The following is a 14,058-nucleotide window of genomic DNA, read 5'->3' as shown; positions in this document are numbered from 1 at the left end:
GTTAGGAGCGAATAGCTGCGAAAGCTTCGAGCTTTTCGATCTTCCCAGACACGACCAGCTCGTCATCCTGTTCAACCACCGTTTCGGGCACGGCATGAATGAAATCTTGCCCCTCGCGCTTCACGCCGATCACGGTCACTGCGTACTTTTTTCGGCAATTGCTTTCCGACAAGGGCTTGCCAGAGATTGCCGCAGGCGCCTTCAACCGTGCGATTGAGAATTCATCGCTGAACGACATAAAATCGAGCAGACGTTCATTGACGAGATGTGCGACCTGCTCGCCCATTTTCTGCTCTGGAAACACGACGTGATGCGCGCCGGTCCGCTCAAGTATCCTCGCGTGGCCTTCATTGTTCGCTTTCGCCCAGATGTTCGGTACGCCCATATCCACCAACGCGAGTACAGCGAGCAGACTGGCTTCGATATCGCCGCCAATCGCGACCACTGCCGTTTCGAAACTGCTTGCGCCAAGGCTCGTTAAGCAATTGGCTTCGGTGCAATCTGCCTCGACCACTTGCGTGAATGAAGATGCAAACTCCTTCACCAAGCGTGGATCGTTATCAGTGGCGAGAACTTCGTGCCCCATCTTTTCGAGCGCAAGAGCAACCGAACTGCCAAATCGGCCAAGTCCGATAACAAGGACGGGTTCGCGGGTTTCAGCCGACAATGGGATTCTCCTCAGGGTAACGATAATCTCGTTTGCTTGTGCCCAGCGCCAGCGCAGTGGCAACAGTGATGGTTCCGACGCGTCCGACAAACATCAGAATGATAATGGAAAGCTGACCGCCAGCATCCAGATCGCCCGTGATCCCGGTAGAGAGCCCCACGGTCGAAAAGGCGGAAATGCATTCAAACAGAATGTCGCGCATGGCGAAATCGGATGTCGATGCGATGAAAGTGGCAGCGGTTAGAATGATAATGACCGCGAGCACGGCGACGCTGAGGGCTTGGCGCTGAACGTCTTCGCCCAAACGTCGCTGAAAGATGCTGGCGTTGTCGTGCCGGAATATCTCCGAAATGACGATCAGGATCAGAACCGCCGCGGTCGTAATCTTGATACCACCCGCCGTGCCTGCGCTCCCGCCGCCGATGAACATCAAGCCGTAATTCACAAGCAGCGTCTGTTCACGAAAAGCACCCACATCAAGGCTGTTAAAGCCGGCGGTACGCGGCATCACCGAGTGAAACATTGCGTTTAGCACTTTGTCCAGAAACGACATTGGCCCAAGCGTGTCGGGATTGGTCCATTCCATCATCAAAATCGAAAAAAAGCCGAAACCCAGTAAAATCGCCGTGCCTGCCAAAGTGATCTTGGTATGGAGCGCGTAGCGTTTCCATTTGGTGCCATTGTGCCGCAAGTCCTGCATCACAGGAAAGCCGAGCGCTGTAATGATCACTGCGATCATAATGGGACCAAGCATGATCCAGTCGGTCTGAAAGCCCATCACGCTGTCAGAATAACTGGAAAAACCGGCATTGTTGAATGCGCTCACCGCATGAAACACCCCATGCCAGATGGCGCTGCCCCACGAATAGTCATAAGCGAGCGCCAGCCTTACCGAAAGGATGGCTGCAACGATGATCTCTACGATCAGGGTAATGCCAAGCACCAGGAATAAGACTGATTTCGCATCACCAAGATCCAGCCTGCTGCGCTCGACACGGGTCGCCATGCGGCTTCGCAAATCAAACCCCCGCCCTGCCAAAAGACCGAAAAGGGTAGCGGCAGTCATGATGCCAAAACCGCCAATCTGAAACAGAGCCAAAATGACGATCTGGCCAAAGAATGACCAGTAGGTCGCCGTGTCTTCAACGATCAGGCCAGTAACCGCGATGGCTGATGTCGACGTAAACAGCGCGGTTAAAAAAGAGGTCTGCGTTCCATCTGCCGTCGCGATGGGAAGCCAGAGCAGGATGGTTCCGATTACAATTGCTCCCAGAAAAAGGAGCGGAATGAACCGGATAGGATTACGTAGGTCGATCACTCTTGCCCAATGGGCCGTGGGCCATGCGGTTCCAATATTTCACGCATTTACTTGCAAATTGCACAACAAAGCACTCCCGACCGTAGTTTTCGACCGCAGAGCGCGCAATAAGTTGAGGATCGCTTGCACTCGCTTATAAGCCTTTGAACATACTCTCGGAGGCTCTCATGCAGACATCGCAGCGTTCACACTGGCTTCTCAAACTTGTCGTTTTGACTGCGATGGTCAGCGCACATCCCACGGCCTTATCTGCCAAATCTTCCGAATACGAAGTACACTCGGCAAGAAAGCAGGTGGAGGCAGTACTTTCGAAGTTGGACCAGACCCGCTTACCCGCGGACGAGCTCGCTGATCTCTACCTTGATGACGCAGTGATCCTTCAGCCTGGCGAACCGGAAGTGCAGGGGCGCGATGCAATAATGGAGCTGATGGAGGCCCAGGCAGCAGGTCCTGAATTGGCAATGAGACATCGGATTGACGACTACACCCAGTTTGATGATCTGATTGTGGTGCAAGGCGGCGTCACAGGGGAAGCGCGCCCATCGGATGGCTCTGGACCATTCGCATTCGCGACAAAGAACGTCATCTTGTTCAGGCAGGACGAACTAGGGGCCTGGCGAATCTGGAAAGTCATCTTCAACAGCGCTCCTGCAGACGATTAAGGTCTGATCTTCGCTGAGTTTAGTTCCACTCCGCGCGCGGCGGCAGGCTCATCAGGATCGCATCGATATTGCCGCCTGTTTTAAGGCCAAAGATCGTGCCGCGATCATACACGAGGTTAAACTCGGCATATCGTCCGCGATATTCGAGCTGCTGCGTTTCATCCTCGGGCGTGAAATCCGATCCCATCCGCTTCCTTACAAGCTTTGGAAAGACATCGAGGAAGGCCTTGCCCACGTCCTGGGTGAAAGCGAAATGGCGCTCAAAACTCGCATCATCTTCGCATTCTAGGTGATCGTAAAAAATCCCCCCAACGCCGCGATGCACTTCGCGGTGGGGAATGTAAAAGTATTCATCCGCCCACTTCTTATAGCGCTCGTAATAGGTCGGGTTGTGCGCTGCGCAGGCTGCTCGCATCCGCGCGTGAAATGCTTCGGTGTCTTCTTCGTTTGGAATGGGCGGATTAAGGTCCGCCCCTCCCCCAAACCACGCCGCCTGTGTTGTTAGGAAACGCGTGTTCATATGAACGGCGGGGACGTGTGGGTTGGCCATGTGGGCAACCAAACTGATGCCCGTTGCTGTGAATTCTGGATGTTCGACGCTCGCACCATTCACTTGCGAGGCGAATTGTTCGGAAAAAGACCCGCGCACGGTCGATACGTTCACGCCAACCTTCTCGAACACCTTGCCTTTCATCAAGCCCTGAACCCCGCCGCCGGGATCGTCATTACCTTCTTCTTCGCGGTTCCAAGGCGTATATTGAAAGCTGGCATCCGATCCGGCTTCGCGCTCAATGCTTTCAAACTCGGCGCAGATAGAATCGCGCAGGCTTTCAAACCAACCGCGTGCCTTGGCGGTGTGTGCTGCCCAATCGCTCATAGATGTGTCCCGTCCCGTATCCTATTGCGCCACGCCATGTTTCAGCCTTGGCCATGACAGCGTTCGGTGTCCATCCGCTTTGACACAGATCAAGTCAACCGGATTTCCTTTCGTCGCCCTCTTGCAAAGTGCTCCGGTCAAAGGCATTGGTCGCACATGGTTCCCGTTTCGTTCCCTGCTGGATTTGGCGCACCGCTAGGCTTTGCCGGTGAGGAGCTTGTGCTGCTCAAATCCAATGCAATCTATTGGCCGAAAGAGCGCGCTCTGCTCGTTGCGGACCTGCATCTGGAAAAGGGGAGTTGGTATGCACAGCAAGGCCAGATGCTTCCTCCCTATGACAGCCGCGAAACATTGGAACGGATTGCTGATGCGGTAAAAGTGACGGGTGCGCGGCGAGTGATTACGCTGGGGGACAATTTCCACGATGACGCGGGCACGCATCGGCTCGATCCCTACGCCGCCGGGATGCTGGAAAGCCTGACAAGAGCGCTAGACTGGGTCTGGATCACGGGCAATCATGATGAACAGATGGCGCGCGCTTTCGGGGCGGAAGTCGCCGAAGAGATGGAGCTAAACGGCATCATCCTACGGCACGAGGCCAAGCCGGGCGAAACGCGGGCCGAGCTTTCCGGCCACTATCACCCCAAGATGCGGCTGCGCGTACGAAATCGCCATATTGCAAGACCTTGCGGGGTCATCAGCCGATCCCCTTATACCGGAGACCGCATGATCGCCCCTGCTTTTGGAGCGTATACAGGCGGAATGGACGCAGCCGCCCCTGAAATCATGCGAGCACTGAGCCCGGCAAACGCAATCGACGCGGTGATGCCGGCCAAGGGCAAATTGGTGAGCTTCCCACTTTATCGCTCGGCTGCTTGAGACTCTGCTAGAATTCTTAAGCGATTTCTCCTACATGAGCCGCTTAAGACTCAAGGCTACAACAGGAGAACACACATAGCCCGTCCACCTCGGCGTCAGATGGCCCCGCCTACGAAAAGCGGCCCTCGTTACGATCAGTTTATTCAAGTGCCCAAAGTCCGCGTCATCGATGATGAAGGCGAAAACCTGGGTGTGATGTTCACAAATGAAGCGGTTGAACAGGCGCAGGACAAGGGGCTGAACCTTGTCGAAGTGTCCCCTAATGCGGACCCGCCAGTGTGCAAATTCCTCGACGTCGGCAAATATCGTTATGAGGCCCAGAAAAAGGCCAATGCCGCGCGCAAGACCCAAAAGACGCAGGACATCAAAGAGGTGAAGATGCGTCCCAACATCGACACGCACGATTACGACGTGAAGATGCGGAACGTGAACAAGTTCATCGACAATGGCGACAAGGTGAAAGTCACCCTGCGCTTCCGCGGCCGCGAAATGGCGCACCAGCATCTGGGCATGGACCTGCTTAAACGGGTGCAGGAGGATGTTGAAGAAATCGCCAAGGTCGAGGCATTCCCCCGACTTGAAGGACGCCAGATGTTGATGGTGCTGGCGCCGAAGTAACTTCTGTTTTGGACAAAATTGAAAACGGGCGTTCGAAAGGGCGCCCGTTTTTGGTTCGAGAGCACCGGCCAGGTGTATTCGATGAATAACACACCGAAACCGATTACCGTCATCGCGCGTTGTGTGAAATGATGTAAAACGATGCAAGGGACTGGGTTGGTTTCACTATTCCATCGCAGCCTCGCGCGCCGTCGTGCCCCCAACTGGCGGCGCGCCCCGTTTTGCAGCGGGACAGAAAAATGAGCCCCTCGCGGGTTGGAATGTGACCAGGAAGGAATATCAGAATGACCCCGTTTCTGCCTCTCCAAAAACCAGCAAGACTTGCTGCCGCTCTTGCGTTGGCTTCAGCTCTCGTCGCTGCCCATCCCGCTCAGGCTCGCACTGCAGAGATTGATCCTCAATTTGAAACCTTCGTCCCCGGCGACACTCCCAATCAGGACCGCGTTGATTATTCGATCTGGACCGACGCCATGCAGAACCTTGTCGTTTCGATGGGCCCCTCTCTGCGAGAAGGCGCAGGTCGTCCTGATCCAAGCTTTGGCACACGCCGGCAGTATGGCCATGTTTCGCGTTACCGGCTCGAAGGCACACGCGTCATGTTCAGCTTCTTCGATGATGCCGTCCGCGAAAGCTTCACCGAATACCGCCGCGATCTTGAGGAGACCGCGAACAAGATCGATATTCAGGCGCTCAGCCGCAATGAACAGCTCGCCTATTGGATCAACCTTCACAACGTCGCGATCGTAGAGCAGATCTCGCAGAATTGGCCGCTGCGCCAGCCGCGAGAGCTGAAAGTGGACGGCGTTCCATTGGACGATGCCAAGTTCATCACGGTTGAAGGCGTGAATCTTTCCCCGCGTGATATCCGCGAGAAGATTGTCTATCAGAACTGGAAAGATCCGCTCGTTATCTACGGCTTCTGGCGGGGCGAGATTGGCGGACCCTCAATCCAGAAAGAGGCGTTCGATGCGGTGAACGTTGGACGGTTGCTGGAACGCGGCGCCCGCGATTTTGTCAACTCGCTGCGCGGCACTGAAAAGAGCGGCAGCCGGTTGGACGTGTCCACCCTCTATCAAGAGGCCGCGCCGTTCTATTTCCCTGACTTCGAAAACGATGTCCGTGCGCATATCGCACAGTACGCTGACGCTGAAGTGAAAGACATTCTGGCCAACACCTCCACCATACGCGCCAGCATTACCGAATATGATATTGCCGATCTCGCAGGCGGTATTCGCGAGCCAAGCCTCGTTCCGGTGGAAACACTCGGTGCAGGATTTCAAAGCACCCGCATCCCTCAAAGCATGGCCCGCCTGCTCAGGCAACGTGAGCAGAAGTTCCTGAAGATACTTCGTGAAGGTCGCACCGGAACCGTGACTTTCAGCAATATCAGTCTGCCTGGCGATCCCGAAGACAAGGGCGAGATCGAGTAATCGATCATTTGCCGCTACAAGTGCTGCGAATGCTTGTTGGGCTGTAATCTATATCTTTACTTGGCGTCCTGCTTTGTTAGGATGGCATATAGGACGGGTTGTAATTCTGCATTTGCGGGAGACGACCGATGAAATCTAACAAGTACCTCTTTTCCGCCGCTGCTTTGGCGGCATTCCTTGCCAATGCTCCGCTTGCTGCTGAAAGCGTTGAAGTACGCGCGGCCAGTTCCTCGACGAAAACCAGCAATCCATTTGCCCAGTTCGCCCCTGCAAAGGATCAGCGCGACCATCGGATAGACTATCAGCACTGGGACGAAGCGTTGGGCTTTATGGTCATACCCATGGGCCCTTCCCTACGCGACGCCGCGCCGCGCGTTTCTGCGCCTACGGGAACCCGGATCATTTACGGTCATCGCTCACGATACCGGCTCGAAGGCAACAGGGTGGCTTTTTCCTTCCTGGATGCGGATATTCGCAGTGCGTTAACAGAGTATCGCGAGGATCTTGAGCGCGTTGGGACGCAGCTCGATCTCACCAATCTTCCTCGTAATGAGCAGCTCGCATTCTGGATCAATCTGCACAATGTCGCGGTGATTGAAGCGCTAGCTTACGAGTATCCACTTCGCGAACCTGCTGAAGGTGAATTCGGATCAAATGCGGCTGGCCTTCAGGATGCGAAGTTGGTCAATATCAAAGGTGTCGAACTCAGCCCTCGTGATATTCGCGAGAAGATTGTCTATCCTAACTGGTCCGACCCGCGCGTTATCTACGCATTCTGGCGCGGTGAGATTGGCGGCCCGTCCATTCAGCGCCTCGCTTTCACGGGCGACAACGTAGACATTTTGCTCTCGCTCAGCGCAGAGGAATTCGTCAATTCATTGCGCGGTGTTGAATCGTATGGCGGTGCCCTTCGCGTGAGCCGCATCTACGAAGAGGCCCGCCCGTTCTACTTCGAAACCGACGATGATCTGAAAGCCCATCTCAGCTCCTTTGCGCGCGACGATGTCAAGGAATTGGTTGGCGAAACCAAGCGCGTCGCGTTCAATCGCTATGAAGGCGCCATCGCCGATTTGGTAAACGGGCATCCTGATCCAGGCTTTAGCTTTGTTTGCTCAACAGGGCGCGGATTGGGTGACACAACGCCCAACGCCTACATCAGTCTGGTTACGCGATGCAGCGATGAGCCATCCAAAAATCGCGCAGCGAAACGGCTCATGTTCGAACGCGCTCAAAAGCTCAACAAAGCCTATCGCCGCGGCATTCGAACCGGGACGGTTATTTACGGCGATGGCCGTTATGCTGAGGGCGAAGGGCCGAGAGAAGTCGAATAGGAGCCGGTCACTCAGCCGGGCGCACCATGGTCCAAAAATGCGGACCGCCGCCGGGCACATCCCATTCAGACGCGATCTCGAACCCGAAGCGGCTGTAAAGAGAGACATTGCTCTCATTCGCCGTTTCCAGAAGCACGCCTTTCCCCTGCTGCGAGGCTCGATTGATGACGGCGCGCAAAGTGTCGCCGCCAAGCCCTTGGCCCTGCGCCTTGGGGGAGACACCCAGATAGCGCAAATAGAGATGAGGTTGAGGGTTCGGATGCTGTGCATGCATGGCTTCAGCCACTTTCAATCCGCGAGGCAGAGCTGTCGTGAAAAGCAGCAAGAGACGCAGAGTGTCCCAAAGCCCGTCATCCTTCACCTTGCCAGCTGGATATAGCAGTGCCGCCGCATTCTGATCGCGCGAAGCCATGACGCCGCCATACCTTTGCGATTGTTTGGCCATGATCTTGAACATGCCTGGCAGGATGCGTCGGCGGGTCTCTTCGTTGGGCAGGATCCAAGCGATCGCCGGGTCCTCCTGAAACGCAAGAGCAAGAGTGTTGGCAACTCGCGAGGACGAGGCCGTAATCGTACCAATATCAGTCTGACTGGTCATAAGACGCGCAACATTGTTGCACCTTGGCAGTCTTTGCCAAGCTTGTGGAGGTCTTGTCGCATTTGGCCCTAGAGACGATCAAGCACAGTGCCCCTCCGAGCCGGCGCAGTTGCCGGACTAACGCTTGCCTTAGAGGCTCAATTCAACTCCCCGCGGCCAAGCCGCCTTCATCCCACAATCTGTCGCACCAACTGGTTGCACATGAAACGGGCCGCTTGTATTCATCCAGCATTGCATGGGTCTGTGGGAGAAGCGCCTCTGCGGAGGTTAGAGGCGGGTGCCCCCATTCCCCTCCAATCAGCTCCTGCCTTCCTGGGAGCGCATACAGGAAGGACATCGGCAATGACCGATCTGCCCGTTGATCAAAACGCTGCCCCCATCGAACCCACCCCGCGCCGCAAGCCCAAGCCTGAGCGCACCGAAATTGGTGGCCGCCCATTAAAGCCATCGACGCTGATGATGGGGCACGGCTTTGATCCCGTGCTATCCGAAGGATCGCTGAAAGCGCCGATCTTCCTCACATCCACTTTCGCATTCCCAAGCGCTGCCGATGGCAAGCGGCATTTTGAAGGGATCACCGGAAAGCGCGAGGGCGGTGCAGATGGTCTGGTCTATTCGCGTTTCAACGGGCCTAATCAGGAGATTTTGGAAGATCGTCTCGCCATCTGGGACGGAGCCGAAGACGCGCTCACATTTTCAAGCGGGATGACCGCAATCTGCGTGTTGATGATGGCATATGTCAGCCAAGGCGATGTGATCGTGCATTCAGGACCGCTCTATGCCGCATCCGAAGGCTTTGTTTCCAAAGTTCTCTCGAAATTCGGCGTGACCTACATCGATTTCCCAGCCGGTGCGAGCCGCGAAGAGCTGGATGACGTGCTGAAACGCGCCAAGTGCCAGGCGGGTGAGAATGGCGGCAAAGTCGCAATGATCTATCTCGAAAGCCCGGCCAATCCCACCAACGCGCTGGTCGACATCGAAGCGGTGAAGGAAGCGCGTGATGCGAACCTGAAATGGGATTGCCCCATCGCGATCGACAACACATTTCTGGGTCCTTTGTGGCAGCGTCCGCTTGATCACGGCGCGGATATCGTCGCCTATTCGCTTACCAAATATGTGGGCGGCCATTCAGACCTCGTCGCGGGCTCGATTGCAGGCGCAAAGAAGTGGATGGACCCAGTGCGCGCTCTAAGGAACACGATGGGCGGGATTGTCGATCCAAACACGGCATGGATGCTCTTGCGCTCACTCGAAACCGTGGAATTGCGGATGCAGCGCGCGGGCGAGAACGCTGAAAAGGTCTGCGAATGCTTAAAGGCCCATCCCAAGGTCACCGGGCTGGGCTATCTGGGCCATATCAAGGATGCGCGACAACAGTACATATTTGATCGCCATTGCAAAGGCGCAGGGTCCACTTTCAGCGTATTCCTGAAAGGTGGTGAGACAGAATGCTTCCGCTTCCTCGACCATCTCACAATCGCTAAGCTCGCCGTGAGCCTTGGCGGCACCGAAACACTCGCCAGCCACCCCGCTTCGATGACGCACCTGTCGGTGCCCGATGAGCGCAAGGCAGCGCTCGGCATTACCGATAGCCTTGTTCGGATCAGCATCGGGATCGAAGATGCCGATGATCTGATCGCAGACTTTGAGCAGGCTCTCGAACACGTTTGAGGCGCTTTCCCGCTCATTCCAATTGCGCTAATCCCTCCTCTGAATTGGGAGGGGCTAGCGTATGAGCACTTGCATGTGTGTGGTGCAGGAAGGGCAGATTTCGGCCCAAACTGAAGAGGCTTTGCGCAACGATCTGGTTGCTTTTGCCAGTCAGCACTTTGGCTATGTGCCGCAATTCAACTGGATCGTGGTTGGCAAAGGCAATGGCTTTACTGCGGCCCAGCCATCCAATTCAGTGATCGTTTCGATGCCTGCCGACCGAAAGCTGCCCCTGTCAGAGCGCGAGCCGCTTTTGCGTGAATTGGGTGACATTTGGATCAACCGCTCAGGGCTTACCGGCAATGAAGTCGTCACCGTCATCACCGATCCTCCTGCGTAAAGGGAAGACAATCATGCCACTCTATATCTGCAATGCCAAAGCTGGCGCTGTCCCAGAAAACGCAAAGGCCAAGATCGCTGAGGATGTAACCCGCATTCATTGCGAAGTGACCGACGCGCCACCCACCTTTGTGCATGTGTTTCACTTTGCTGATGGGCCCATGCCGCCTTTGGGTGACAAACAGGTCATGCTTTACGGCCAGATCAGGCATGGCCGCACCGATGATCAAAAGGCAGAGATTGTCAGTCAGATGCAGGCATCCGTTGTTGAGCACACAGGACTTGCGCCCGAGGCGGTGCATGTCTTCACGACAGATACACCGGCAAGCTGGGTGATGGAGGGCGGCGATATCCTGCCAGAGCCGGGTGAGGAAGACGAATGGCTCGAACGTCACAACGCCAAGAACCACGCCAAAGCCAAATGACGCACACTGCGAAAATCCTGCTGCTGGGCTCGGGGGAACTCGGCCGCGAGTTTGTCATCTCGGCCAAGCGCCTGGGGGCCCATGTGATCGCTTGCGATGCCTATGCGAAGGCGCCGGCAATGCAGGTTTCAGACGAGGCCGAAGTGTTTTCGATGCTTGATGGCGAAGCGTTGCGCGCGGTCATCAAGCGTCACGCGCCTGACTTTATCGTGCCTGAAGTCGAGGCGATCCGCACCGAAGTATTGGCCGAGATCGAAGCCGAGGGTTGCACGGTCGTACCCTCTGCCCGCGCGACCCAAATGACCATGAACCGCGATGCAATCCGGGATCTCGCAGCCCAGGAGTTGGGGGTTATGACGTCGCGCTATCGCTATGCTGAGAGCCTGGATGAAGTGGTGGCAGGTGCAGAGTTCACCGGGCTCCCCTGCGTTATCAAGCCCGTCATGTCGTCATCGGGCAAAGGCCAGGGCACTGTGCGCGAGGCTGGCGAGCTGGAAGCTGCGTGGAATTACGCGGTCGAAAACATGCGCGGAGATCGCAAGCGGGTGATCGTGGAGCAATTCGTTGATTTCGATTATGAAATCACACTGCTGACTGTGCGCCATCGCGCACCCGAAGGCGACATCGTGACTTTTTGCCCGCCCATCGGTCACCGGCAGGAACGCGGCGATTACCGCGAAAGCTGGCAGCCCACCGCGATGTCTGACGCCGCCATCACAGCAGCGCAAGAGATGGCCCGCAAAGTGGTGGATGATCTGGGTGGATATGGGCTGTTTGGCGTGGAATTTTTCGTCACGGGAGACGAGGTCATCTTCTCCGAGCTCTCCCCGCGCCCGCACGACACCGGTATGGTCACTTCGATCAGCCAGAACCTTAGCGAATTCGATTTGCACGCTCGTGCGGTCATGGGCCTGCCGATCCCGTCGGACATCCGCGCGCGGCCTTCTGCATCCTCGGTCATTCTCGCGGACCGTGAAAGCGACCAGGTAAGTTATGCAGGCGTCGCCGAAGCGATGGCGGATGGTGCAGACATTCGCATTTTCGGCAAACCTGTTACTCGCCCCTATCGCCGTATGGGAGTGGCGCTGGCGAATGGCTCAGACATCGAAGACGCCCGTGCCCGCGCTAACGCAGCCGCAGCAGCGGTGCGGATTAACTACGGCGCGTAGGCGTTGAGGGTGCAGGCGATCTGACCGCACCTTTTGCGCAGTTGCCGGAGCAGGTATAACAAAAAGCGATGCTAAACGGACGAAACCTTTGGACAATTACGGCAGCGGGGGCGCTTGCGACATCATCCCCCGTAGCCGCTCAATTCGAGATCACATATCCCGATAAACCGCCCAAAGAAGGCGAGACGCTGCTCGAATGGGCCGATCCTCCTATTTTGAAGCACACTATTCCCGAGGCAGAACGCGGCGATACATCCACATGCGGTGCGACATCCGAATATGCTCTTGAGCAGACGGCAGTGGCCTGCTGGCCTGTCCTGCGCGCGACGCAATTGTTTCTTCTGGCAGATTACACCGCCGTCGAACCGACAGGCGACAAATCAGCCAATCGTCGCAAAGCCATTGCTTTGGCAGATGACGCCATTGCCTATATTGGCACGCCCGAATGGCCGCTTGAAGAATACCTGCTGATCAAGTCGCTCGAGCTAAAGCTAAATTCGCTGATGCGACTCGAAGAATGGGACGCGGCCTATGACACAAGCATTCAACTGGTATCGGCGATCCAGAATGATTTGTTTGAGTTTGACGAATTTCGCCTCAGCTTTGCCTATCGCAAACAGGGCCAAGTTTTTCTGAAGCTTGGCATGTATGATGGTGCAAAGCTGATCCTCGAAGACGCGCGAAAACTTCTCTCCGGCTTTGATGCGGATAATAATGCGATGGCGTTCAGCGATCAAAGCGAAGACATTATCGTCCATGCCATCAATAAAGGCGACATTCCTTACGCCGTGCACATGTCCCACATGTATCTGACCCATATCCGCAGAGCGCCGCGCGGGCTGCGCGTTGGCCAGAGTCAGCATATCGATTTGCTGCTCTACGTCGCCGCGACACAGGGCAAAGTCGCCCCCGCGCTTCAGTTGCTGGATGAGCGTTTCGAAAACCAGCGAAGCTATGCCGAATGCGATAAAGGCTACTTCCAGTTTCCCCGTGTGCTTGGTCCCTTGCTTGATGATGCGGCGATCAGAGAGAAACTGGCAGAAGGCGGATGCAGCGAAGACAGGTTTACCACCTCGCTTTCAGAGCCGATCAAGGCGCTGGATGGGAAGACGCTTCCTCCATTCGAATAGCGCAGCATCGCAAACCCTATCGCCTCTTTGACAAGCGGGCTACACCCCGCGCGAGGGAGAACGAGATGAGCGATACACGCAAGCCGGTTTGTCTGGTGATTGGCGCGGGCGCAGGGATTGGCGGACACACAGCGATGCGCTTTGCGGCAGATGGCTACCACGCGGTCTTGGCTAGGCGGTCTGATAAGGAAAGCCTTGGCCGCTTGATCGATCAGATTGAGGCTGCAGGCGGAACAGCCACAGGGACATTGCTCAACGCCACAGAAGACGGTTCAATCGAGGAGCTTGTCGAGCGGATTGAGAGCGATATCGGCCCTATCGATACCGCTTTGTATAATCTGGGCGCCCAGATCGGGAACCGCAAACTCCATGATACCCCGCATCGCACCTTTGAACTTGGCTGGCGGCTGGGATGCTATGGCGTTTTTCGTCTCGCCCATGCCATGTTCCCCGCCATGGTGGAGCGCGCAAAGAGCGGGAGGCATGGTACCTTGCTCGTCACCTCGGCTACATCAGCAGTGCGCGGGAATGCTGGCCAGCACAGCCACGCAGCCGCCATGGGCGGGCGGCGGATGCTGTGCCAGACCCTAAACGCTGAATTTGGCCCCCAAGGCATCCACGTCGCACATATCGTAGTCGATGGCGCCGTCGATGCGCCCGATACTTTGGGCAAGCTGCTTGGCGATAAGTTCGAGACGTTCAAGGCCATGAAGGGCGAAGAGGGAGTGATCGATCCTGCCAATATCGCGGAAACCTATTGGCACCTCGCGCAGCAGCCTAGAAATTGCTGGACCCATGAAGTTGATATTCGCCCTTGGACCGATGTGGCATGGTGGAATGATAACCCCAATCCAGAGATTGACGGCAAGGGCAAAAGCTTTGCCGGACCGAAGGGAGACTAGCGC

15 protein-coding genes are annotated in these 14,058 nt (G+C 56.2%); 11 read left to right on the top strand and 4 right to left on the bottom strand.

The window, feature by feature from the left end; translation table 11 throughout:
• Position 1: 1 nt before the first annotated feature.
• Positions 2–667: a TrkA family potassium uptake protein gene (locus AUC45_RS12705; RefSeq protein WP_067603175.1), complete on the bottom strand. Its 666-nt coding sequence runs from the start codon at positions 665–667 to the stop codon at positions 2–4.
• Positions 657–2,021 (bottom strand): TrkH family potassium uptake protein, encoded by a 1,365-nt coding sequence (locus tag AUC45_RS12700; protein WP_369815250.1) that lies wholly within the window; start codon positions 2,019–2,021, stop codon positions 657–659. The genes AUC45_RS12705 and AUC45_RS12700 overlap by 11 nt, the downstream gene beginning before the upstream one ends.
• 131 nt (positions 2,022–2,152) lie before the next feature.
• Here AUC45_RS12700 and AUC45_RS12695 point away from each other — a divergent pair, with 131 nt between their 5' ends.
• Entirely contained in the window at positions 2,153–2,647 is a 495-nt protein-coding gene (locus AUC45_RS12695) for a nuclear transport factor 2 family protein (RefSeq protein ID WP_067603171.1), read from the top strand.
• Positions 2,648–2,666: 19 nt separating this feature from the next.
• Here AUC45_RS12695 and hemF read toward each other — a convergent pair whose 3' ends face one another.
• Positions 2,667–3,524 carry an oxygen-dependent coproporphyrinogen oxidase gene (gene hemF / locus AUC45_RS12690; protein WP_067603170.1) on the bottom strand — a complete coding sequence of 286 codons (858 nt, stop codon included), beginning with the start codon at positions 3,522–3,524 and terminating at the stop codon, positions 2,667–2,669.
• Positions 3,525–3,680: 156 nt separating this feature from the next.
• Here hemF and pdeM point away from each other — a divergent pair, with 156 nt between their 5' ends.
• The 4 genes from pdeM to AUC45_RS12670 all read left to right on the top strand — a co-directional run bounded on the left by pdeM (position 3,681) and on the right by AUC45_RS12670 (position 7,782).
• Positions 3,681–4,403: a ligase-associated DNA damage response endonuclease PdeM gene (gene pdeM / locus AUC45_RS12685; protein ID WP_067603168.1), complete on the top strand. Its 723-nt coding sequence runs from the start codon at positions 3,681–3,683 to the stop codon at positions 4,401–4,403.
• Positions 4,404–4,502: 99 nt separating this feature from the next.
• On the top strand, positions 4,503–5,021 hold the full coding sequence (infC, locus tag AUC45_RS12680; RefSeq protein WP_067603165.1) for a translation initiation factor IF-3: 519 nt from the start codon (positions 4,503–4,505) through the stop codon (positions 5,019–5,021).
• Between the two features lie 284 nt (positions 5,022–5,305).
• Complete coding sequence (locus tag AUC45_RS12675) at positions 5,306–6,451, top strand: DUF547 domain-containing protein (RefSeq protein WP_067603162.1); 1,146 nt, start codon at positions 5,306–5,308, stop codon at positions 6,449–6,451.
• Positions 6,452–6,579: 128 nt separating this feature from the next.
• Positions 6,580–7,782: a DUF547 domain-containing protein gene (locus AUC45_RS12670; RefSeq protein WP_067603157.1), complete on the top strand. Its 1,203-nt coding sequence runs from the start codon at positions 6,580–6,582 to the stop codon at positions 7,780–7,782.
• Between the two features lie 7 nt (positions 7,783–7,789).
• Here AUC45_RS12670 and AUC45_RS12665 read toward each other — a convergent pair whose 3' ends face one another.
• A complete protein-coding gene (locus AUC45_RS12665; protein ID WP_067603156.1) occupies positions 7,790–8,380 on the bottom strand; it encodes a GNAT family N-acetyltransferase in 591 nt (196 codons plus the stop codon).
• A gap of 342 nt (positions 8,381–8,722) precedes the next feature.
• Here AUC45_RS12665 and AUC45_RS12660 point away from each other — a divergent pair, with 342 nt between their 5' ends.
• From AUC45_RS12660 to AUC45_RS12635, 6 genes are all read left to right on the top strand, one after another.
• On the top strand, positions 8,723–10,051 hold the full coding sequence (locus AUC45_RS12660; protein WP_067603154.1) for a cystathionine gamma-synthase family protein: 1,329 nt from the start codon (positions 8,723–8,725) through the stop codon (positions 10,049–10,051).
• 61 nt (positions 10,052–10,112) lie between these two features.
• Positions 10,113–10,430, top strand: coding sequence for a hypothetical protein (locus AUC45_RS12655; protein ID WP_067603152.1), 318 nt, complete (start codon positions 10,113–10,115; stop codon positions 10,428–10,430).
• A 13-nt stretch (positions 10,431–10,443) separates the two neighbouring features.
• Positions 10,444–10,854 carry a tautomerase family protein gene (locus AUC45_RS12650; protein ID WP_067603150.1) on the top strand — a complete coding sequence of 137 codons (411 nt, stop codon included), beginning with the start codon at positions 10,444–10,446 and terminating at the stop codon, positions 10,852–10,854.
• Positions 10,851–12,023 carry a formate-dependent phosphoribosylglycinamide formyltransferase gene (gene purT, locus AUC45_RS12645; protein WP_067603147.1) on the top strand — a complete coding sequence of 391 codons (1,173 nt, stop codon included), beginning with the start codon at positions 10,851–10,853 and terminating at the stop codon, positions 12,021–12,023. The genes AUC45_RS12650 and purT overlap by 4 nt, the downstream gene beginning before the upstream one ends.
• Before the next feature lie 68 nt (positions 12,024–12,091).
• Positions 12,092–13,153, top strand: a complete 1,062-nt coding sequence (locus AUC45_RS12640) for a hypothetical protein (protein WP_067603145.1) — start codon at positions 12,092–12,094, stop codon at positions 13,151–13,153.
• A gap of 65 nt (positions 13,154–13,218) precedes the next feature.
• A complete protein-coding gene (locus tag AUC45_RS12635) occupies positions 13,219–14,055 on the top strand; it encodes an SDR family NAD(P)-dependent oxidoreductase (protein ID WP_067603143.1) in 837 nt (278 codons plus the stop codon).
• Positions 14,056–14,058 lie beyond the last annotated feature (3 nt).

The organism is Erythrobacter sp. YT30 (assembly GCF_001542875.1).
Classification (GTDB): Bacteria; Pseudomonadota; Alphaproteobacteria; order Sphingomonadales; family Sphingomonadaceae; genus Erythrobacter.
The sequence above is the reverse complement of the archived record's forward strand: the minus strand, read 5'-3'. Positions and strand labels throughout refer to the sequence as shown.

Coding starts and splice junctions, on each gene's coding strand:
- AUC45_RS12695 (WP_067603171.1), top strand. CDS start 2,153: ATGCAGACATCGCAGCGTTCACACTGGCTTCTCAAACTTGTCGTTTTG.
- hemF (WP_067603170.1), bottom strand. CDS start 3,524: ATGAGCGATTGGGCAGCACACACCGCCAAGGCACGCGGTTGGTTTGAA.
- pdeM (WP_067603168.1), top strand. CDS start 3,681: ATGGTTCCCGTTTCGTTCCCTGCTGGATTTGGCGCACCGCTAGGCTTT.
- infC (WP_067603165.1), top strand. CDS start 4,503: ATGGCCCCGCCTACGAAAAGCGGCCCTCGTTACGATCAGTTTATTCAA.
- AUC45_RS12675 (WP_067603162.1), top strand. CDS start 5,306: ATGACCCCGTTTCTGCCTCTCCAAAAACCAGCAAGACTTGCTGCCGCT.
- AUC45_RS12670 (WP_067603157.1), top strand. CDS start 6,580: ATGAAATCTAACAAGTACCTCTTTTCCGCCGCTGCTTTGGCGGCATTC.
- AUC45_RS12665 (WP_067603156.1), bottom strand. CDS start 8,380: ATGACCAGTCAGACTGATATTGGTACGATTACGGCCTCGTCCTCGCGA.
- AUC45_RS12660 (WP_067603154.1), top strand. CDS start 8,723: ATGACCGATCTGCCCGTTGATCAAAACGCTGCCCCCATCGAACCCACC.
- AUC45_RS12655 (WP_067603152.1), top strand. CDS start 10,113: ATGAGCACTTGCATGTGTGTGGTGCAGGAAGGGCAGATTTCGGCCCAA.
- AUC45_RS12650 (WP_067603150.1), top strand. CDS start 10,444: ATGCCACTCTATATCTGCAATGCCAAAGCTGGCGCTGTCCCAGAAAAC.
- purT (WP_067603147.1), top strand. CDS start 10,851: ATGACGCACACTGCGAAAATCCTGCTGCTGGGCTCGGGGGAACTCGGC.
- AUC45_RS12640 (WP_067603145.1), top strand. CDS start 12,092: ATGCTAAACGGACGAAACCTTTGGACAATTACGGCAGCGGGGGCGCTT.
- AUC45_RS12635 (WP_067603143.1), top strand. CDS start 13,219: ATGAGCGATACACGCAAGCCGGTTTGTCTGGTGATTGGCGCGGGCGCA.